Annotated in this window: 21 protein-coding genes; all 21 read left to right on the forward strand. The window is 35.6% G+C overall.

Annotated features, from left to right (window positions below; translation table 11 throughout):
• The first annotated feature begins 28 nt into the window (after window positions 1-28).
• The 21 genes from BMX21_RS14455 to BMX21_RS14565 all read left to right on the forward strand — a co-directional run bounded on the left by BMX21_RS14455 (window position 29) and on the right by BMX21_RS14565 (window position 22,672).
• Window positions 29-1,909, forward strand: coding sequence for a motility associated factor glycosyltransferase family protein (locus tag BMX21_RS14455; RefSeq protein WP_092045454.1), 1,881 nt, complete (start codon window positions 29-31; stop codon window positions 1,907-1,909).
• Between the two features lie 130 nt (window positions 1,910-2,039).
• Window positions 2,040-2,858 carry a flagellin N-terminal helical domain-containing protein gene (locus tag BMX21_RS14460; protein ID WP_092045456.1) on the forward strand — a complete coding sequence of 273 codons (819 nt, stop codon included), beginning with the start codon at window positions 2,040-2,042 and terminating at the stop codon, window positions 2,856-2,858.
• Between the two features lie 410 nt (window positions 2,859-3,268).
• On the forward strand, window positions 3,269-4,087 hold the full coding sequence (locus BMX21_RS14465) for a flagellin N-terminal helical domain-containing protein (protein WP_092045458.1): 819 nt from the start codon (window positions 3,269-3,271) through the stop codon (window positions 4,085-4,087).
• Window positions 4,088-4,213: 126 nt separating this feature from the next.
• Window positions 4,214-5,290, forward strand: a complete 1,077-nt coding sequence (locus BMX21_RS14470; RefSeq protein WP_092045460.1) for a radical SAM/SPASM domain-containing protein — start codon at window positions 4,214-4,216, stop codon at window positions 5,288-5,290.
• Window positions 5,291-5,304: 14 nt separating this feature from the next.
• Complete coding sequence (locus tag BMX21_RS14475; RefSeq protein ID WP_092045462.1) at window positions 5,305-6,936, forward strand: hypothetical protein; 1,632 nt, start codon at window positions 5,305-5,307, stop codon at window positions 6,934-6,936.
• A 23-nt stretch (window positions 6,937-6,959) separates the two neighbouring features.
• A complete protein-coding gene (locus BMX21_RS14480) occupies window positions 6,960-8,555 on the forward strand; it encodes a glycosyltransferase (protein ID WP_092045464.1) in 1,596 nt (531 codons plus the stop codon).
• A gap of 113 nt (window positions 8,556-8,668) precedes the next feature.
• Window positions 8,669-9,844 carry a LegC family aminotransferase gene (locus tag BMX21_RS14485; protein ID WP_092045466.1) on the forward strand — a complete coding sequence of 392 codons (1,176 nt, stop codon included), beginning with the start codon at window positions 8,669-8,671 and terminating at the stop codon, window positions 9,842-9,844.
• Window positions 9,814-10,782 carry a polysaccharide deacetylase family protein gene (locus BMX21_RS14490; RefSeq protein ID WP_177174055.1) on the forward strand — a complete coding sequence of 323 codons (969 nt, stop codon included), beginning with the start codon at window positions 9,814-9,816 and terminating at the stop codon, window positions 10,780-10,782. Before BMX21_RS14485 ends, BMX21_RS14490 begins: the two co-directional genes overlap by 31 nt.
• Window positions 10,783-10,872: 90 nt before the next feature.
• A complete protein-coding gene (locus BMX21_RS14495) occupies window positions 10,873-11,121 on the forward strand; it encodes an acyl carrier protein (RefSeq protein WP_092045468.1) in 249 nt (82 codons plus the stop codon).
• 24 nt (window positions 11,122-11,145) lie between these two features.
• Window positions 11,146-12,138, forward strand: a complete 993-nt coding sequence (locus BMX21_RS14500; RefSeq protein ID WP_092045470.1) for a hypothetical protein — start codon at window positions 11,146-11,148, stop codon at window positions 12,136-12,138.
• A gap of 17 nt (window positions 12,139-12,155) precedes the next feature.
• A complete protein-coding gene (locus BMX21_RS14505) occupies window positions 12,156-13,943 on the forward strand; it encodes an HAD-IIIC family phosphatase (RefSeq protein WP_092045472.1) in 1,788 nt (595 codons plus the stop codon).
• Between the two features lie 118 nt (window positions 13,944-14,061).
• Window positions 14,062-14,331, forward strand: a complete 270-nt coding sequence (locus tag BMX21_RS14510; RefSeq protein WP_092045474.1) for a hypothetical protein — start codon at window positions 14,062-14,064, stop codon at window positions 14,329-14,331.
• A 652-nt stretch (window positions 14,332-14,983) separates the two neighbouring features.
• The gene (locus BMX21_RS14525; protein WP_177174056.1) at window positions 14,984-15,943 is read left to right on the forward strand and encodes a glycosyltransferase family 8 protein; all 960 of its coding nucleotides are present in this window, start codon (window positions 14,984-14,986) and stop codon (window positions 15,941-15,943) included.
• Entirely contained in the window at window positions 15,940-16,533 is a 594-nt protein-coding gene (locus BMX21_RS14530; RefSeq protein WP_092045482.1) for a hypothetical protein, read from the forward strand. The genes BMX21_RS14525 and BMX21_RS14530 overlap by 4 nt, the downstream gene beginning before the upstream one ends.
• Before the next feature lie 11 nt (window positions 16,534-16,544).
• Complete coding sequence (locus BMX21_RS14535) at window positions 16,545-17,057, forward strand: nitroreductase family protein (RefSeq protein WP_278305097.1); 513 nt, start codon at window positions 16,545-16,547, stop codon at window positions 17,055-17,057.
• Window positions 17,058-17,222: 165 nt separating this feature from the next.
• Complete coding sequence (gene rfbF / locus BMX21_RS14540; protein WP_027205252.1) at window positions 17,223-18,005, forward strand: glucose-1-phosphate cytidylyltransferase; 783 nt, start codon at window positions 17,223-17,225, stop codon at window positions 18,003-18,005.
• Between the two features lie 2 nt (window positions 18,006-18,007).
• Complete coding sequence (locus BMX21_RS14545) at window positions 18,008-18,934, forward strand: NAD-dependent epimerase/dehydratase family protein (RefSeq protein WP_073387172.1); 927 nt, start codon at window positions 18,008-18,010, stop codon at window positions 18,932-18,934.
• Window positions 18,921-19,496, forward strand: coding sequence for a dTDP-4-dehydrorhamnose 3,5-epimerase (gene rfbC, locus BMX21_RS14550; protein WP_027205254.1), 576 nt, complete (start codon window positions 18,921-18,923; stop codon window positions 19,494-19,496). The genes BMX21_RS14545 and rfbC overlap by 14 nt, the downstream gene beginning before the upstream one ends.
• Complete coding sequence (locus BMX21_RS14555) at window positions 19,480-20,436, forward strand: glycosyltransferase family 2 protein (protein ID WP_051199638.1); 957 nt, start codon at window positions 19,480-19,482, stop codon at window positions 20,434-20,436. The genes rfbC and BMX21_RS14555 overlap by 17 nt, the downstream gene beginning before the upstream one ends.
• Window positions 20,437-20,481: 45 nt before the next feature.
• Entirely contained in the window at window positions 20,482-21,750 is a 1,269-nt protein-coding gene (locus tag BMX21_RS14560; protein WP_092045486.1) for a glycosyltransferase family protein, read from the forward strand.
• A gap of 121 nt (window positions 21,751-21,871) precedes the next feature.
• A complete protein-coding gene (locus BMX21_RS14565; RefSeq protein WP_092045488.1) occupies window positions 21,872-22,672 on the forward strand; it encodes an ATP-binding protein in 801 nt (266 codons plus the stop codon).
• Window positions 22,673-22,747 lie beyond the last annotated feature (75 nt).

Genomic DNA, 22,747 nt, shown 5'->3' on the forward strand with positions numbered 1-22,747 from the left:
TAGCCATGGAGAACGAAAGGGTATTTTGATGAATGCTATATATCAGAAAAATCTTGATGTCATCCAAAAAAGGCAGTTCATTGACGTAGAAACTGATAATACAATAAAAGATGCTCTTGTGAGCGGAAAAGACAGCAATATTTTGGAGAATGATATCAGAATATCGTCAGATTTATGTGGTCAAAGTATTGTATACGTAAGCAGAGATGGCTATGAATATGCTCTTTCAAGCATGGTGGATGCCAATGATGCAGCTAAGATATATTCTGAACGATACAACGAACCAGAGCCATTTGAAACCTATATTCTCTTCGGATTGGGCGATGGAAGGATTGCAAGGCATATTCTTGGGGATATGTTTGATAATAATATTCTAATAGCTGTTGAGCCGGATATTAACGTCTTACTATCTGTTATGTCTGAAATTGATATTTCAGATATTATCAGTAATGAGAATTTTTTCCTTCTGATCGGAAATTCTAAAGTCTTTGAACACCTTCAGACTCTGCTTGATGGTGTTATTAATCCCGGAACTGTTACTCCTATAAGGTTTTTGATATCACCCGGATATGATGCCCTTTATCCCGATATGTGTAGAGGATGCATCAAAATGGCGGATTATGTCATGGATTCAATCAGGATTAACAGTAATACCCTGATCAAGATGGAGGACGAACTCAATCTAAATACATTCAAGAATTTAAGATACTTTGTAGATGGCTCTGATCTTTATTGGATAGTAAAAAAGTTTAATGATATTGATCTTGAAGATATACCCGCGATATTGGTCTGTGCTGGTCCTTCACTTAATAAAAATATAGATGATCTTAAAAAGGCTGAAGGAAGAGCCTTTATATTAGCGGTAGATTCTGCAGTAAGAGCACTTGAAAACCATAATGTTAATTATAATGCAGTAATAACGGGAGATGCAGAGAAGGAATATTCCGTTTTTGAAGATGACAGAACCCGTAGGAAGCCACTTATTGCAGAGATATCATCAAACTACAAAATAGTTGAGAACTGGTCCGGCAGATTGTTTTTTACCGGAGGATCCTCTATGGGAACAGTAGTTCAGACTTCTATATTTGGCGATATACTAACACATGATATTGGGAAGGTGGAAACAGGAGGATCTATATCAACTAATGCTTTTTCTGTTCTTGAATATATAGGATTTAAGACAATTGTACTTGTTGGCCAGGATCTTGCTTTTACAGGAGGTCAGGGACATGTACAAGGGTACAGTAATCAGGAATCAGAAGAAGAACTGGCTGAAAGAGGAATAGAACGGGTAGAAGCCTGTGACGGCAGTATACTTACAACCGATTCTCAAATGAGATATTACATCAGATGGTTTGAAAAGAAGATAGAAGCAGTAAAGGAAAATGTCACTGTCATTGATGCGACAGAAGGTGGCGCAAGGATACAAGGCGCCTTGAATATGACACTTAACGAAGTTATAGATACAAGGTGTAATACGAATTGCGATTTTGATGATATGCTTCAAAAGGTTTCATATGCTTTTGAAGGTGAAGATAAAGAAAAATGCCTTGATCATCTAAGAAAACTTCCTGACAGATTAAATGAATTTGGAGATAAATTAAAGAAGTATAAGAGAAACTACATTAAGATGTCCGGTTTTATAAAGAACAATATCACATCAGGGAAAGATTTTGAGACAACCTATGAAGCTGTGAAAGAAGCTAACGTCATAGACCGCACAGAGCCTTTATATTATCTGGTGACAGCCTTTTGCTTAAGTGAAGTTTATAAGTATAAAAATATTGTTATGAACAAGAATAAACCAATGGATGAAGTCCTCATAGCCAGTGCGCAGATGATGGATGACTGCATAGGTGCAATTGAGAAAATAATCAAATTAATAAAAAAAGAATGGAATTACCTATAAAGAATCTGATTTTTTTGTCGATAAATAATATGTAAGGGAACAAGCAAGGGATAATCCTGAGCTTACCCGCCAAACACACAAACCGAAAGCACGGATGCTTTCGAGGTCTTTTTTCAAGGAGGAAAAAACTATGGTAGTACAACACAACATTACTGCAATGAATTCACAGAGACAGCTTGGTATCACAACAGATTTACAGGCAAAGTCTTCAGAAAAGCTCTCATCCGGTTACAAAGTTAACCGTGCAGCAGATGATGCAGCAGGTCTTTCAATTTCCGAAAAGATGAGAAGACAGATCAGAGGTCTTAATCAGGCATCTGACAACGCACAGGATGGTATATCTGCAGTACAGACAGCTGAAGGTGCCCTTCAGGAAGTACAAGATATGCTTCAGCGTATGAATGAGCTGGCAGTTAAGGCTTCTAACGACACACTTACAACAGATGATAGAGGATACATCCAGCTTGAAGTTGACAAGCTCGTATCTGAGATCGATCGTACAGCATCAACAACTCAGTTCAATAACCAGAACCTTCTCGATGGTACATTCACATCTAAGAACCTTCAGGTTGGTACTGAGAACGTAACAAAGAGCCGTATTGTAGTATCTATCGGTTCTATGGGTGCTAATGGTATTGGTGTTAATGCTCTTAAAGTTAGTACAAGTGTCCAGGCTCAGGCAGCTATATCTACTGTTAAGATCGCTATCCAGTCTATTTCAACTATGAGATCTGATCTCGGTGCTACTCAGAACAGACTTGAGCACACAATCAAGAACCTTGATAACATCGCTGAGAATACAACTGCAGCTGAATCCCAGATCCGTGATACAGATATGGCTGAAGAGATGGTTAAGTATTCGAATAATAACATCCTCGCTCAGGCAGGTCAGTCAATGCTTGCACAGGCTAACCAGTCTAACCAGGGCGTTCTTTCAATCCTTGGCTAATCTCAAACAAAATAGTAAATCTGTCATTTTAAGTGAATGATTGCAACTACCAAAAGGAGCCCCGGAAACATCACCGGGGCTTCTTTCAGCGTGGAAATATTATTGAGATGAATAAATCTTGTCAGAAATTCTAAAGTTTTAAATTTTAATGTCGATAAATATAGTGTAAAGAGAAAGATCCAAGTGATAATCACCTGGATCTATAATTTTTGTCATACTATTATACTCCTATACCGAGCAAAAAACAAGAATTTTATTAGTATATCTGTTAAGTTTTCTCTTGATCTACCGATATAAAGAGTGTAAGAAAGTTTCAGCCTTGGAAAGGAATCCGCAAAGTAGGCTACATAAATTCAAGAAAAGGAGAGTGGCAGCAGGGAAGCGGGCCCCAATTCAAGGAGGAAATTAATATGGTAGTACAACACAACATAACCGCAATGAACGCGCAGAGACAGCTTGGTATTACAACAGACAATCAGGCAAAATCTTCAGAAAAACTCTCATCAGGTTACAAGATCAATCGTGCAGCAGATGATGCAGCAGGTCTCGCAATTTCCGAAAAAATGAGAAGACAGATCAGAGGTCTTTCACAGGCATCTGATAACGCACAGGATGGTATCTCCTGCGTACAGATCGCAGAAGGTGCGCTCCAGGAAGTTCAGGATATGCTTCAGCGTATGAATGAACTTTCTGTTAAAGCTGCTAACGATACTCTTACAACAGACGATAGAGGATACATCCAACAGGAAGTAAATGCTCTTATATCAGAGATTGACAGAACAGCATCCACAACAGAATTCAATAACCAGACACTTCTTGACGGAACATTCACAGCAAAGAATCTTCAGGTAGGTTCTGAAAATCTTGACGATAGTAGAATTGTTATCTCCATCTGCTCGCTTGGCGCAGCAGGAATCGGCGTATCTGGCCTTAGTGTATCGACTAATGTTACTGCAGATCAGGCTATCAGTACTGTAAAAGCAGCTATCGTATCTATCTCCAGCATGAGATCTGACCTCGGTGCTCTTCAGAACAGACTTGAACATACTATAAAGAATCTCGATAACATCACAGAGAATACATCAGCAGCTGAATCACAGATTCGTGATACAGATATGGCAGAAGAGATGGTTAGATATTCAAATAATAACATCCTTGCTCAGGCAGGTCAGTCAATGCTTGCTCAGGCTAACCAGACAAATCAGGGCGTATTATCATTACTTCAGTAAAAAATATACTAAATATGGTATAATATATACTAACAGGAAATCCGGCAGAATACCTGCCGGATTTTTCTGAAAGTATAGAAAAACATATTATTGATATAGTTGGTCCTGGTAGAAAGGAATCTAAATATGAAATATTCACTTTGTAACGACTTCTTAAACTCTCAAAAAGTAATGTTTCCGTTTGGAGCATACCTGGCTGATTATAGGGGAGGAAGGAATGATTTTGCACCATGGTCTGTTGAGATACATCCTACAGCAAGATGTAATCACAGATGTATTCATTGCTCCTATAAAGAAAGAAATGAAAGCCGTTGTCATATGGATAGAGCTGTATTTGATAAGCTCATAGATTCCATTATCAGGATGAAAGTAAAAGGTGTATATTTCTCAGGTGGCGGAGAACCCTGCATTTATGAGGGATTGGCTGATGCAGTAGTAAAACTTTATGAAAACGGCGTTGAATCTGCTCTTGTTTCAAACGGATCAATGATTGAATCTTCAGGAGTATTTGATATTGCTGATCACTTTAATTATATTGCATTGTCAGTACCAAGCTGCAGCGAAGATCTTTTTAAGAAGATTACCGGAACTGAAAATATGCCTAAGGTTTTGTCACTTCCTTCCAAGATTAAGGACAGATTTGGTGATAAGTCACCTGTAGTAGGTTCCAGAGTAGTTGTTACGAATCTTATTGTGGACGAAGTTCCGCATATATTGCAGACGCTCAAAGACAGACAGTTTGATTATGCTATATTCAAGATCGTAAGAGACTATGAAGACAGAGGCCTTGGAGTTTCAGAAGAAAAGGCAGCAGAACTTGATTCTGTCATTCAAAAGTTATCAGAAGAAGGCAAGATAGATCATAATTTTACTAACCTTGATACAGTATTTCATTATAGAAAACCATATACGAAATCAAAGATATGTCATATAAATCAGATGGGACTTCTTGCTGCAGTCACACCAGAAGGAGATGTATACCCTAATATTTCAGAGATAGGTAAAGAGGAATTCCTTGTTGGAAATATTTATGAGAACTCATTTGAAGAAATATGGCACAGTAAAAGACACGATGAGGTTAAAGCTACTTCCAATAAGAGATGGAGCTGCGGAGAGTGTAAGAACTGTAGGGCGATAAGCTATAACATGATCATGGAAGAACTGCTTTCAAAGCTTCCTGTAGAAATGGATTCGTTTATTTGAGAGAAAAGGTTTATATGACTATTGGAGCATACCTACTTGATCTGATCCAAGAAGCAGAGAATTCAAAATTCAATATGCTTATACTAGGGGAAGACTGCATCCAAGATGTAGCGATTGCAGGGCAGTTCTTTCCTTCTTGTGATGTCTATAGTGCAGAGCTTTCAGATGAAGATTTAAAGCAGCTCATTAGCATGAAGATTTCTTTTGATTATATAGTTGTAACCTATCTGATTGATAAAAGTGAAAGGTGGAAAAATCTTTCTACAGTTTCTTGTTTATTAAAAGCCAATGGACAGATGATGATAGTCTGCCCTAATTCTAATAATATAGAGAAAATAGCTGACCTGATGATGAACAGAGTAATTAGATCAGGAGCAGAAGTAAAAACGAATAAGGATTATAAAGCTAAAGAAGAGCTTACGGATGATTCCCTTATAGATATAGCTGATCACATCACGGAGCTTGGTTTTGTTATAGATAAGTTTGGTTTATTTGGAAATCCGATACAAGCTGATCTAAATAAAAAAATGCTTGTAAAAATGCTTGGAGATGATTATGAAGACAGCATAAATGCACTATTTGTTCCGTATATAAGAATGATGCTTAAAAAGATAGATACATCCTTCGAAAGGGAGGATATTTTTCCTGATAAGAAAGATGGACTTAGCGGATTCATAAATGAAGTAAATACATTCAATATGTATAATCTTGTCATTAGGAAAAACTATCAGGATCGATGCTTTTACATGAAGAATTTAGACCCTGTGAAGAAAGAAGTGCATTTTGGAAATAAAGCAAACGAAGTATTAAAAAATAAAATCTTGGAGGGAAGACCTTTTTGTGCACTTCGTTTAGGAAATACAGAAGGAATTTTAGTTGATAACTATATATCAAATATATTAGAAGATAAAAAAGAATATAGTGATTTTGCATTAGAGTACGCATTCAATGCATGTGGCTTTTTTGTACCTTCAGATGCTTCTCCGGAAATAATCATTGATTATATAGATCGTTTTGTTCAAGTACAGCTTGAGGGATTTAGAAATGCAGACATTATGATGATGTGGGGCGCATGTAGAATGGAAGCTGTACTTGCAAATCATTTTGTTTTATCTTCCTGTGATAACATAGACTATTTTTCCCTTATTCCTTATGTTGATGGTTATGAGCCGTGGACATCGGCGCTTGCAGGGAAGAAAGTACTTGTTGTTACAAATGTTCCTGATTCAGTTGAATACCAATATAAGAGAAAAGAAACAATTAGCCCTTATAAGGAAAGCACCCTTCCTGATTTTACATTGATCACATACAGAATGATACAGACCTGTCAGAGTGATGATAATAATTACGATTCGTGGTTTGAAGCTTTAGATAAGGTCAAAAAGGATATACTTGCAATTGATTTTGACATAGCTATTGTGGGAGCGGGGTTCTACGGAGTTCCATTATGTGATGCAATTAAAAGATCGGGAAGATCAGCAATAGAGATGTGTGGTCTTACATCTTTTATATTTGGAGTTGCAGGTAAACGCTTTGTTGAAGATGAGAAGGATTTTTATGGTAAATACATGACCGATGCTTGGATAAGACCCTTTGATGAAAAACCGGTCTGGTATGAACAAGTTGAAGGTGGATGTTACTGGTAAAAGCTGGTTGAGGATGTTTGCATATGGCATATGAAGATGTAAAAGATAAGGTATTGGGGATAGTCAGTGAACTTAGCGATGAGATGAATTATCAGGCTCTAATTAATAAAAGTTCTGAGCTTATTGAATATCTCAATAAAAATCCCTCTGATAAAGACTATGCTTATTTGATAATTAATGTCTGCGCAAATGATGTTGATGATGTTAGATTAAAGCTGTTTTTTTATTCTATATTGCTGCAGATGCCAATCTGTCTTGCCAAAGATAATTTCGCATTGGAACAAAGTGTGGATATTTTACTCAAAACTCCTGACATATCTGTTGAGGAAAAATATGTATATTTTTATGAGATTTCGTATAGACTGTTTGTCACACCTGTACTTCAAACCGATGATAATAAATTACTATTATGGAAATTATATAATTCGATTGTAAAAGAATATCATGATGCAATATGGTCAAAAGAGAAATTTCCATATATTTCCATAGATAAGAGAAATAACGATTTTTATATTGTAATAACAGATCAGATTTTGGGAGAAGAACATGGTCCTACAAAGTCTGCTTTGGATAGATGTAGAGCTTTAATTGCTAATAACAATAATGTCCTTTTAATAAATACCGGAGAAATGTGTTTTTACGATATTTCAGTCTTATTTTATGGATTTGTATTTGCGAATCATGTAGATGAGCTGGATAATATGGAGTCAATAAACTATAAAGGGGTTAGTATACCATTTTGCCAAATTGGTAAAGGAATTATGGATATTCCAAAACTGAGAGATTATTTACACATAATCTACGACTACGCCCCTAATATGGTTATAGACATAGGTGGTAATACTCTTCTTGGCAATCTGTGCAATTACTTTATACCTACACTTGCTGTTACCCTTGGACCTGACAATCTTGTAAGAACTACAGAGAAATGGCAGACACTTGGAAGGAAGATAACAGACAAAGACAGAACCATGTTACAAAGAATTGGTTATCCTGAAGATAAAGTCATAGAAATGATCATGACCTTTGAATGTAAGGAACAGTCAATTGTATTATCAAAAGCCGATCTTGGGATGAAAGAGGAAGATTTTGAAATTGCAATTGTAGGTGGAAGACTCGATGATGAAGTTGGCCCTGAATTTCTTGAAATGATACGGAAAGTTGCAGGCTCAGTGAGTAATGTCAGATTCAATTTCTGCGGTATTTTTTCAAAATACGAGAAGTTGATTGGTGAAGATCCTGTCTGTTCCGGTATATGCAGATTTTTGGGAATGCAATCCGATATGATGGCGGTATTGGATAACATTGATCTTTATGTTAACCCCATACGACTAGGAGGTGGAACCAGCGCTCAGGAAGCAATGCTAAAAGGAGTGCCGGTTGTTACCTGCAAAACAGGAGATGTATATGCCAATTGTCATGACGACTTTGCAGTTGATGATTATGACGAAATGGTACAAGTAATAGAAAGATACGTAAATGATGCTGATTATTATAAATCTCAATCAAAAAAGGCACACGAACTCGGAGAACTTGAACATGACACAATAGGAGAATTCAACAGGATCATTGAAGAGTGCCATAAAAGAGATGATGATAATTATTTCTTAAACATATGAACATGAGGTTATGAGTTTGAATAAATTCAAACTCTACGAAGTGGTGTCGCGAGCTCCACCACTTCAACCATTAGCCGCTCGTTTCACTCGCAACATGAGGTTATGAGGTTATTATGATACCGTTGTCTGTTCCGAATTTTGAAGGTAATGAGCTTAAATATGCAAGTGATGCGGTTGGCCAGGGATGGGTGTCTACAGGTGGTGCATATGTAAGCCGTATGGAAGATATGCTTTCAGAATATACATCATCATACGCTGTAGCCTGTCAGAGCGGGACATCAGCTCTTCATATGGCTCTTTATGACCTTGGGATCAAATATGGGGACATGGTTCTTGTACCAACACTGACTTTTATAGCGGCTGTAAACCCGGTTACATATGTAGGTGCTGAGCCTGTATTTATGGACTGCGATGATAGCCTGTGTATTGATCCTGCTAAAATTGATGAATTCTGTATGACTGAATGTAAGTATGACGGACAGAATCTTGTTCATACTAAGAGTGGTAAAAAGGTAAAAGCAATAATTGTTGTCCATGTCTTTGGAAATCTTGCAGATATGGAAAAAATAATGGATATTGCAGACAGATATAATCTATCTGTTGTTGAAGATGCAACAGAAGCTCTTGGGAGCAGGTTTGAATATGGAAGATATAAAGGGAGAATAGCAGGCACAATAGGAGACTATGGAGCTCTTTCTTTTAATGGCAATAAGATAATAACAACAGGTGGTGGTGGTGCTGTTTTATCCAAAGATAAGGATAGAGCAATGCATATTAAGTATCTGTCTACACAGGCCAAGGATGACCCACATTTTTATATACATAACGAGATTGGTTTTAATTATAGGATGACTAATGTTCAGGCAGCTATAGGCTGTGCTCAGATGGAAGAGCTTGAAGAATTTATCAGTAGAAAAAATAAAAATCACCAGATATATCTGGAATTGCTTGAAGGAGCAGATTTTGGATATATTCTTCCGTTTAGAGATAATATCAGGTCTAATAAATGGTTTTATTCTTTGGTTATAAACAGGGTTAAATGTCCTTTGGATATAAAAACATATATTGATGACTTATCTAAAGAAGGAATAGAAACAAGACCTATCTGGGGGCTTATAGGAGAGCAGAAACCATATCAGAAATGTGTTTCATACAAGATAGAAAAGGCGAAATACTATTCTGAAAGAATAATAAACCTTCCATGTAGCACAAACATAACTAAGGATCAGATTGAAGAAACGGTAGGTAAAATGAAAAAATGTCTGAAGATCGCAGAAAATTGTCAATAGCAATGTATCATTACACAAGAGATCTTAAACATAGCAGATATCCGGATATTAAAGGCCTTGATATACATCTTTTCAGACAACAGATGGAGTTTTTTAAGACAAACTGTAATGTAGTCACAATGGAACAGGTCATAGACGCAGTTAAAGGAAATTCCACACTTCCGGATAATGCTATACTGCTTACTTTTGATGATGGATACATTGATAATTTTACATATGCTTATCCAATTCTTGAAGAGTTTGGCTTTCAAGGTTCATTTTTTATCCCTGGAAAAACATTTACAACGCATCAACTATTAGATGTAAACAAAATTCACTATATACTTGCAAGTGCAGATATCGCAAAGCTTGTTGTAGATGTAAAGCAAAAAATGGACTATTACAGGGGCAGAGAGTTTGATTATCCTGATACTGTAGAATTATGGAATCAATATGCGATAGATGAAAGATTCGATGGCAAAGAAACTGTATTTGTAAAAAGAATCCTTCAAACTGTACTTCCGGAAAAGCTTAGAAATATAATTTCCAGTGATCTTTTTGAAAAGTATGTTGGGGTTACAGAAGAGCAGCTCGCCTATGAATTATATATGACTTCAGAGCAGATTCGTACTTTGAGAAAGCATGGAATGTTCATAGGAATACATGGATATGATCATTATTGGCTTGGTAATCTTTCTACTGAGCAGATGAAGGAAGATATTTTGAAGGCATTGGAAACTATGGATGAATTTATTGATCGCAAAGAATGGGTGATGAATTATCCGTATGGCAGTTACAATGATGATGTGCTCAGGCTTATTGGAGAAAACGGTGCATGTATTGGACTGACTACCGATACTCGTGCGGCAGAGATTGGCAAAGATTCAGCGTTGCTACTTCCAAGACTTGATTGTAATGATTTTCCTCCAAAAAGTGAGAATTATAAAAGATGGAAATAATACCTCTTTGGTCGAATGGTTAAAAAGAAAATGCAAGTTAATAGTACCGCCATTGATAAGCTAAATCGCTGAATAAGGAGATATGTAAATATGAATAAGACTGATATTTTGGATAAAGTACAGAATATTTTTCGTGATATTTTTGGAAATTCCAGTTTGATCATCAATGAAAATACAAATCAAAATGATATTGATGGTTGGGATAGTCTAACTCATATAACAATTCTAGAGGCCGTTCAGGATGAATTTGAATTAACTTTTACGCTTGATGAGATGATAGAGCTCAGTGATGTTGGAAAAATAGTTGATGCTATTATTGCGAAAAGTACAACTTCTTGAACGTATGAAATGAGGTAATGAGTAGTGGATTATTCTATTCGTTTTGCTCAAAAAAGTGATGTTGATAAGATAATGCAATTCATTGATACGTATTGGCGTAAGGGGCATATTCTTTCACGAGATAGGAAGCTTTTCGAATGGCAGTATAGAGGCGATAACGATAAGCTGAATATCGTAATTGGGCTGGATGAAGATGACCAAATCCAAGGGATGCTTGGATTTGTTACTTATGATACTTCTGATGATAAGGATATTGCACTGGCACTGTGGAAGGCTAATCCATCAACAGGTTTTTTAGGCATAAAACTAATACAATATCTCATTAATAACGAGCCCCATAGAGAAATTGTGTGTCCGGGAATTAATCCTGAGACAACTTCAAAGATATATGCGTATGTAGGAATGCAGGTAAGCACAATGTCTCATTGGTATAGATTGGCTAGAAGAGATGCTTATAATATTGCTAAGATAACAACTCCCCCCATCACCGAATTTGTAAAAGGGAAAAGTTCTGTAAAACTTGTTCCGATAGATGAAACGCTTGAGAATGTCGGTAAATCTATATTTGATAAGAGTGTTCAAATTCCGTATAAGAGTAGATCATATCTTTTATGGAGGTATTTTAACCATCCGCAATACGTATACAAGGTATTTGCATCAGTTAATGATAATGAGGATATAAAGGCTTTGTTTGCATTCAGAATACAAGAATGTAATGGATCAAAGGCGCTTAGAATGATTGATTGTATTGGAGATATAAGCGAGATAAAAAGAGTTACACCAGAAATAGACAGGCTTTTAGATGAGTATGGATGTGAATATGTTGATACATATGAAGCCGGTATAGACGAAAAGATCTTTATAGAGGCTGGATGGCACAAAGTCATAGAAGATGGAAATATTATTCCGGATTATTTTTCTCCATTTGAACAAAGAAATGTTGAAATACATTATTCTACCAGCAATATGAGAGCAATACTTTTTAAGGGTGATGGAGATCAGGATAGGCCAAGTTAAAAAGCGAGGTGCTAAGAGTGGATTATTTTTCTTATCCATTAGATACAAAGACTCTGATTCGAAAGAAACTGGCAATAAAAAATGAATTGCTGGAGCAGAATCATAGTTGGATTACAAAAAGAATTGCTGTTCTTGGCGGATCTACAACTAATGAGGTGGTAGATCAATTAGAACTTGCGCTTTTACATTATGGAATAAAGGCAGAATTCTATCAGTCGGAATATGGTAAATATTGGGAAGATGGTATGTTTGGTAATCCGGCTTTAGATGGTTTTGCTCCGGATATTATTTATATCCATACCAATTGGAGAAATGTTAAGGAGTTTCCTTCTATAAGTGATACCGAGGAAAGTGTTGATAAGATACTTGATAATGAATATACCCGCTTTGAACAGCTGTGGAATAGCATTAAAGAAAAATACCAGTGTCCGATAATTCAGAACAATTTTGACAGGCCGGATTATAGATTAATGGGGAATCGTGATATTTGGGATTATCGTGGTAGGAGCAATTTTCTCTCAAGGCTAAATCAAAAGTTTTATCTGTATGCGAGAGAGCATACATCTTTTTATATTAATGATCTGGACTACATAGCTCAAAATTTCGGACTTGCAGAGTGGTCGAATTCGCTGTATTGGAACATGTATAAATATATGTGTCCGATGAATGCTATTCCATATTTATCCTTTAGCATAGCCAATATTATTAAATCTCTTTTTGGGAAAAATAAAAAGTTGATTGCTCTAGATCTGGATAACACTATTTGGGGCGGCGTTATAGGAGATGATGGATTAGAAGGGATAAAGATTGGAAAGGAAACACCTCAGGGACAATCCTATTACTATTTTCAAAAATATTGTAAAGAGCTTCAGAAGATAGGTGTTGTTCTTGCTGTTAATTCTAAAAATGATGAAGATAATGCTATTGCCGGACTAAAGCACCCAGAGGGCGTGCTTAGACCAGATGATTTTGTATCGATAAAAGCAAATTGGAACAATAAGGATCAGAATTTACGAGAGTTAGCTGACGAACTATCTTTAGGAATAGATAGTTTTGTGTTTGTTGATGATAATCCTGCGGAGCGTGAAATAATAAAAAATCGATTGCCGGCAGTAGCTGTTCCTGATATGGATGTAGCGGAGAATTATATTAAGATTCTTGATGAATCCGGATATTTTGAAACCACGACAATAACGGAAGATGATCTGTCCAAAACAAGCCAGTATAAAGCAAGAGCACAGGCCAAAAAAGAACAGGCGGTATATGAAAACTATGATGATTATCTGAAAAGCCTTGAGATGAAAGCTGTAGTTACTGAATTTGATCCAATCTGTATTCAAAGAATTGCACAGCTTACAAATAAAACAAACCAGTTCAATTTAACCACTTTAAGATGCAGTGAAGATGATATTCGCCATATGCAAAATGCTCCTGATTATATCTGTTTATGCGGCAGGCTTATAGACAAATTTGCAGATAATGGCATTGTTACTGTTGTATCAGGGAAAATAAAGGATGATTCTTTGCACATTGAATTATGGCTTATGAGCTGCAGAGTTTTTAAACGTGGTTTGGAAGATCTTATGATGAATGAATTGGTGAAAATCGTAAGAAATACAAATATCAGGCGAATAGTGGGGTATTATAAGCCAACGCCAAAAAATGGGTTGGTGAAGGATTTTTATAGCAATATGGGTTTTTCTTTTGTCAAAGAAGAATCAAACGGTAGTACTATTTGGGAACTTGATACATTATCTTATGAAATGCATACTACGATGATTTCAATGAGTTCCTTATGGCTATAAGCCAGATTGAAGAAACAGTATTTAAGTTGAAAAATGTCTTTCGAAGTAATTCTTAATACATTACCTTGATTGATCGGTAATTAAAAATTTGAATAAGAGTTTTACGAAGGAGGTTATTATGTCTAAATCGAGGTTCAATGCTTTGTTTTTTATAGACATTAACTATGTGGCTCTGGCATATCTTTTTTTTAAGGGAGTAAAAGAAGAATACAATTGCATATTGTTTTCATGTGATGATATAGAAACAGATATAGAGGGTTATTCATATAATTGCCTTGATAATTATCAAGTAGATAATATTATTACATTTGACTATGTGGTTATAGCATCAGATAAAACTGATGAGGTTTATGGAAAACTAAAAAATGCTTACAGGTCATCAATATAAAGTAATGATGATGTTAGAAGCAGCTGCTATTATGCTGACATTTGAAGGATATATTGATTATTTAAGATTTTTAAATAGTTCGTTGATTTCTAATAAGCTCCCAACTGTAATAATCGATGAAAGGAATAAACAATACACAAATGATATGCAAATAGTAATGTCATTTAATTCTAAATTTCTGTTACCTTCTATAACTACAATTTATACCTTGTTTTTGTATAACAATAATTGTCATGTTCATATTAAATAGACTTAGATCTGATGATATGATTCATAAATTTTGGGAAACTTTGTTTTCTCCGGATTTTAGCTACTCTACAGATCAAGAAGCGCTTAACGTGGTATTTAGATATAAGATAAAGTTTTTTCTTCAAACAATTTGGAATAGTTTTCCGATTACGGATACTACGAGTATATCCGAGGAAGATTTTACTAAATTAGTAGACATAACTTGTATTGTTCATTGGCTTTCTGCTCAAAAGGCATGGCTTCCGGAATATGAGGGTTACTGGAGAGCGGTATCTGAACAATATCCATATGCGAAGATTATGTATGAGGAGTATCAGAAAAGACTTGTAGAAAGTGTTGACTTTGTTTCAGGATCATAAAATGCACATTTTTTAGAATGGCATTTGCACACACGAGGTTAATTATGAATATCGCAACCGCCCTGAATAAAAAATATATCAGATATACAGTAGTAATGCTCACATCTCTTTGCGTGAATAATCCGGTACATATAGATGCATATATTTTGAATTCTGAGCTGGATGCAGAAGATTTTGCTAAGATAAGAAACGCTCTTTCAAACTATGATATTAGCGTGATTCCTGTAAACATAAGTTCAGAAAGATTTGATGATAAGCTCCCTAAAGATGATCAGTGGAGCATTGAAATGTACTATAGGCTATTAATGGGAGAAGTTATTCCTGAAAGTGTAGAAAGAATATTATATCTGGATGTGGATCTTATTATAAATAAATCAATCGAAGCTTTCTATAACGTGGATTTTGATGAATATGAGATTATTGCTACGGATGATAGAAGCGGAAATAATGATCCATCTTCTTATGGAGCAAAACATAATGAGATGTTTAAAGAAGCTTATGCAAACGGATACAGATATTTTAATTCCGGTGTTATGCTCATGAATCTAAAGCGATTAAGAAAAGAGTATTCGTTCCAGACATATCTTGATGCAATTGAAGAATGGAACTATGAAATGGATGCTCCGGATCAGGATATTTTGAACTGGGTACATTGGAAAAAAATAGGATATGTTGATTGTAAAGTATATGATTATTTTTCCAGAATTGCTCACAGAAACAAGGTGACCTACAAAGATGCCAAAGAAAAAATAGCTATAATTCATTATTCTGGTTCAAAGCCATGGGACTTTAATAATTTTCATTTTGATATTGAGAAGATTTGGTGGGAATATGCAAAGCTAACACCTTTTTACGAAGAATTGCTTGAAGAGTTTGTTGAAAAAGCAATGACTGATACTAAGATAGAAAATTTTCTGTTTGATCTTTTTAAGACTAATTATGAGTTGAAAGATACTTTGGGTAAAGCATATGAGCTTATGAAAAAGAGGATAGATAATAAATGATCAAAGTAAAAATAAATCTTGATAAGGATAATTATTTACAGGCGATAGTTGCATTGACTTCGCTTTGTAAAAACTATACTGGTCATGTTTTAGTTCTTTTTCAAAATGAAGGTTTAAGTGGCGAAGAAATCGAAATGTTAAAAGATGCGTTACATAAATATGATGTTGAAGTTAAGCCTTTTAATGGAGAAGAGGATTTCTTTAAATTTGAATCCAATATCATAATAGATGGTAGTGTATCGGAAATATTAGAATCGGAAGACAATAGTCATAATAAGGATTTTTTGTCAATTGCTATTAATGCGGATGCCGCTCACGATGAGGGAATTGGGTATGACGATATAAAAGGTATACATCCAATAATATCTTTTCCAAAAAATGGGCCATGGTCGTGTTCTGATCTGCATTATGATATAGAAAAGATATGGTGGGAGTATGCAAAGCAAACTCCTATATATTTAAAACTTATGGAGTTATTTTTAGATAATGCTCTATCTGATTCGACTTTGGAGGATTACGCAAATAGTATATTTGAAGAAAACAAAAAACTCACAAAGGCGTTAAATGAAGTAAAAGCAGTTCTTACATAATCAGAAAGTATATTAAGGGTGGAAAGATATCAGAAGATGTACTCCAGAGAATAATATTGGCCGGGCAGAGTGCTCCTACGGATAGAAACCGAAAGTCTGCCAGGATTATATTTGTAAAAGAAAAGCTCGTAGAAATATATAATGAGGCACTTGATTATCTGGTTGAGAAAGTTTCCAAGACTGGAAGTATAAATCCTTTATATTCATCAACCATGAGACTGGATGCAAAACGAGAAGAAGTGTTATGGAATGCAGAGTATCTGGTTGTTTTTATTGGTAATAAGTCAAGCCTGGTAGATGCTGCTATTGCGGCTGAAAGGATGCAGCTTGAGGCAGCGGCCTTGAGAGTTGGAACAGGATATAGGGGAGATATGAAGGAAGCTATTAACAATGTTGATGATATCAAAGAAATGCTTGGGGTAAAAAATAATGAAGAGGCATTGATCTGTTTTGCCATGGGTATTCCGGATATAAGGTACTTGCAACCGGCTGTAAAGGCTAATAGAAAAGTTAAGTATCTATGAATGTTAAGTATTTGTCTACATAAACAAAGGATGATTAGCATTTTTACATTCACAATGAAATATGCATTGTCTTGAGTATGCTATAAGTGAAGTGGAATTTTGAACCATAATACTAAAAGTGGATGTTAGTATTGAAAGAATAATAGGTGCAGTTGCGAGGTGGCAATGAAGGTCGTAATCCTGGCTGGCGGATTTGGAACCAGAATATCCGAAGAATCGCATTTAAAACCAAAACCAATGATAGAAATCGGCGATATGCCGATACTTTGGCACATTATGAAAATTTATTCTCATTATGGTTTTAATGAGTTTATTATCTGTGCCGGTTATAAGCAAAGACAAATAAAAGAATGGTTTGCGGATTATTTTATGAATACCTCTGATGTTACCTTTGATTACACTAGCGAAAACGGTAGCATCACTTATCATGATAAAAGTATTGAACCATGGAAAGTTACTGTGGTTAATACAGGGCTTAATACGCAGACAGGCGGACGAATAAAACGGGTACAAAAGTATATAGGGCAAGAGCCTTTTATGCTTTCTTATGGTGATGGAGTAGCTGATATTAATATTCCAGAGCTTATTAAGTTCCACAGATTACACCATAGTATATGTACACTTTCTATGTATAATTATGGGCAGCATAAGGGCGTAGTAGAAGTATCCGGAGATGGGATGATCGAAGCATTTCGTGAAAAATCTGATGACGATGGTGAACTGATCAATATCGGATTTATGATATTAGAGCCTGAGATTTTTAATTATATTAAAGATGATGATACTGCTTTTGAAAAAGAACCGATGGAGGCTTTGGTAGAAGAGAAAAAGCTTGCAGGGTATGTTCATACAGGTTATTGGCAATGCATGGATACACTTAGAGAAAAGAACCAGATTGAGCAGTTATGGAATGATGGCAATGCTCCGTGGAAGATATGGGAGGATTAGCTATGAAGAAAGCTCTTGTTACCGGGGCAAATGGATTTGTAGGAGCAGCTGTTTGTAAACAGCTTGCTTTAAAAAACTATGAAGTCATAGCTGTTATTAGGAACCAAGCGTCTGATATATCAAGATTGGCAGGAATTCCTGATATTAGAATGGTTTATTGTGATTTGTCAGATATCAAGAATCTACATCATGTAATTGCTGACAGAGATGTAGATTATACGTACCATTTCGCATGGACAGGAAGTTCAGGATCTCTTAGAAGTAATTATCGTGTTCAGACTGACTGCGTAAAGTATACTTGTGACGTGGTAAAAGCGTGTAGCGAAATAGGATGTAAACGCTTTATTTTTGCCGGTAGCATTATGGAATATGAGATTCAAAACGCTGTCAAAAATGAAGGTAAGTTATCTGCAAATACAGTATATTCAAGTGCCAAGCTTGCTGCTGATAACATGGCTCGCGCTATATCAAATGACCTGGGAGTAGAGTATATATGCGGCATTATATCTAATATCTATGGCCCAGGGGAAAAAAGTCCGAGGCTTGTTAATTCAACTATAAGAAAACTTCTAAAAGGCGAGCACTGTAAGTTTTCAAGCGGAGAGCAATTATATGATTTTATATACATAGACGATGCGGCCAGGGCTTTTACTGTTATTGGTGAGAAAGGAACTAATAACAGATCATACTACATCGGTACTAATCCTCGAAAGTTAAAAGAATATCTACAACTGATAAAAGATGTGATAAATCCTGATATACTACTTGGATTTGGTGAACTTCCGGATCCTATTACAACTCTTTCATATTCTGAATTTGATGTTTGTGCATTGGAAAATGAATTTGATTTTGACTCAAATATTTCTTTCAAAGAAGGAATTGAAGCAACGGTTAGATATATCAAGGAGAATATATATGAGCAAACTTGATTTTTCTGAATTGGAACTTCCTGGGGCATATGCGATTACAAACTTTTTTTTCCAAGATAATAGAGGGAGTTTTATAAAAAGTTTTGACAAAGTAATATATAGCGAATGTGGAATAGAATTTAATATTAACGAAACGTTTGTTTCTGTGTCGGTTCAGAATGTTATACGTGGGCTTCATTTTCAGCTGAGAAATCCGCAGGCTAAACTTGTATGTGTACTAAAAGGTAAGGCTTGGGATGTGATTGTTGATCTTAGAAGAAACAGTCCAACTTATAAAAAATGGATAAGTATAGATTTAAGGAGTGATGGCCGAAATGCAGTATATGTCCCCAAAGGATTTGCACATGGTTTTGTGGCATTATCAGATGATACCACAATGCTGTATCAATGCGACGGGGACTATGATATAGAGACAGATACGGGGATATTATACAATGACAAGACTATTGGAATTACATGGCCGATAGATACGAGAAAAGGTGTCTTTTCTGACAGAGATTTGAAACTGATGACTTTTGAAGAATTTGAGAAGAAGGCGATTGAATATGGATTTGGAGAATAAGCCGTTAGTATCTATACTTATACCTACTCACGAAAGACCTCATTATTTTGCTCTTGCACTTGCCAGTGCTGTAAATCAAACCTATGACAATATTGAAATCATTATTTCCGATAATAGTAGTGGAGATGAGACGCAGAAGCTTGTAGAAGAATTTAAAAAGACCTATAAAAATATCAAATATTTTCATACTCCTGATCTTCCTATGTGGGATAACTGGCAGAAATGTTGGGACAATATGTCAGATGATGCGCAATATATCAATTTCCTGATGGATGATGATCTTTTTGCTCCAAATAAGATTGAATATATGGCAGCTCAGTTTTTGAGTAATCCTGATATTTCTTTAGTAACATCATATAGAAAGCTTATTGATAAGGATGGGAATTTTCTGGAAGATAAAGATTTTAATGCTTCTCCATTTACAGATAAGCTTTTACATGTAAAGGGGTATGAAGCCGGTTTACATTTTTTGCTCACTGGAAAGAATTGGATAGGAGAGCCGACAACAGTTTTGTTTAATAGAGAATATACTGACGGCTTTTTTAAAGGCTGGGTAGGAGATGAAAAATATCTGATTCTTGATTATCCATTGTGGCTACGATTACTTGAAAAAGGGGACATGATATATATTAACGAGCCGCTTAGCTTTTTTAGATTGCACGATGAAAATGATCAAAAGGATTTTAGGACAATAGTTAAGGGATCTGTATCTATGGCACTTACGATCAAGAATGCATGGAACAATAAAAAGTATCTGGATAGTCCTGATAAATTGCATGTTTCACAATTTCATTGGATAAGAGAAGCAACCTTGATCATTGCTAATTGTTATGAAGACCACTATAAAGGTGAAGAATTTGATGATCTACTTTTGGCATACAAAGATATGTGTGAACGTTATATTGAAAAAGAACCTGATAAGCTGAGTTTTCATATTTAGAGATTAATGATAAGAGTAAAACATGTTTGATGACTGGTAACGCATATGGCAAGCAATAGAAAAATCGCTTTCATAATCTGCACCAATAATAAGATACAATTCGATGAATGCAAGCTGTATATAGATAAGCTTATAGTCCCCGATGGCTATGAGACAGAGCTTATTCCTATATATGGCGCTGTTTCTATGACTTCAGGTTACAATAGCGCCATGGCAGAAACTGATGCCAGGTATAAGATCTATATGCATCAGGACGTTTATATAATCAATAAATATTTCCTTTTAAATATAATTGATATTTTTAATAAAGATGATTCCATAGGTATGATCGGTATGATAGGGAGCCCACATATACCAGCTTCAGCTGTTATGTGGTTAGGTGACAGAGCTGGTAACTTTAGATCATGGCCTGGTGGAAATTTTGAACATGAAAGAATCACAGAAGATTCTATAATTCATGAAGTTGAGTCTATTGATGGCTTCATGATGGTCACAAGGGTGGATGTGCCTTGGAGAAGCGATATCTTTGATGGGTGGGATTTCTATGATGTATCTCAATCCTTTGAGATTCGAAGGAAAGGTTATAAGATCGTAGTACCAGAACAGCTGTCGACCTGGTGTGTTCATGATGATGGAGTTATCATGTCGCTTTGGAACTATGACCGGTATAGAAGAAAGCTTATAGATAGTTATAGCAATATGATTCCTGAAGCAGACGAACAGGATCCTGAGTATAAAGCTTATCTTGAGATTATAAGAACATATAGCGATAATACCGCTGATATGCAGGGAATGCTTGGCAGCATAATAGAAAAAATAAGTGATATTATAGGAAGCCATGAGGCAGGAGCTTTTAGTACCATATGTGATGCACTTAAAGATAAAGACAATCTTTTAAGAGCTTCTTCAAGGCTTACACAGATACAGCTATTGGGAAGCTGCGTTCAAAAAGAATACGCTATGAAGCTTCCGACTTTTATAGATGATGTATATGATATTGATGAATTTGAAGATAAACTTCTTGAACTAAAACTTATGTTAAGAAGGATAGAGCTTAGTAGCACAGTTACATTAAAACAAGAAGTGATGGAAGCATATGCTTTCATTCGTGACAGGCATATATCGCCATTTAGTATACAAGCTATGCTTTATTCGCATATTTCTATCTATGTCGAGCGTGAGAATATCATGCTTTCTATCGCATCTGATATGCTGGAAAAAGGAGATGCTGCAGGAGCATTCCTTACACTGTCACTTATCCCTAATCCTTCGGAAGAGACGGGGCGGTTGTTGGAAGAATTTAGGAGAGCATAACTATTGGATCAAGTGATAAAATCGATCCAGATGTTCGTTGTTGCCAAGCTTAGAAGGCAAAATGTATAATATTGTAGAGATTTACAAGAATATCCCGAGAATTTTAAAGAATGGTTAGTAGGTGTTTGAATGTGTTTTATACATTTACGCCTTTATAATTACAGAGGTGAATATCGAATTGAAAAAGCTACCAATCGGTATACAAGGTTTTGAAAAATTAAGGACAGATGGGTTCTTATATATAGACAAAACGAGTTATATTTATGAGCTGGTACATAACAATGTACCCTATTTTCTTAGCAGGCCTAGAAGATTTGGAAAGTCGCTTTTGTTGTCTGCAATGAAGGCTTATTGGGAAGGTAAGAGAGAACTATTTAGAGGTCTTGATATCGAGAAACTTGAAAAGGATAATCCGGAAGCGTGGCAGCCATACCCGGTTTTTTACTTTGATTTTAATGGAGATAGTTATACTAAGACTTCTATAGAAATTGTACTCGATGGTATGCTTCGTGATTGGGAAGATATTTATGGAGATCAGTTCAGAGACAGGACTCTGGGGGATCGTTTTCAAAAAGTATTGGAGCTTGCAGCTGAGAAAACAGGCAGGCGCTGCGTTGTACTTATTGACGAGTACGATAAACCTCTTTTAGATACTTCAGAACATGAAGAAATACAAGAGCACATCAGGGACGTTTTCAAAGGCTTTTTTAGCAGGTTGAAGAAAGCTGACGAAGTTATTCAATTTATTTTTATTACAGGTGTATCTAAATTTCATAAAGTTAGCATTTTTAGTGATCTAAATCAGCTTAAAGACATATCTTTAACAAGACAATATGCAGGTCTTTGCGGTATTACAGACGAGGAACTTCTTAAATATTTTGATAGTGATATAAAGGCTCTAGCTGTTGGGAATATAAGGTAAATAGTATAATAAATTATAATTAAGCCATATTTTAAGCGGAGTGTGCATTGATTATATATAATTAAACTTTATAAT

The sequence above is a fragment of the Butyrivibrio sp. TB genome, from assembly GCF_900110805.1.
Lineage (GTDB): Bacteria > Bacillota > Clostridia > Lachnospirales > Lachnospiraceae > Butyrivibrio > Butyrivibrio fibrisolvens_C.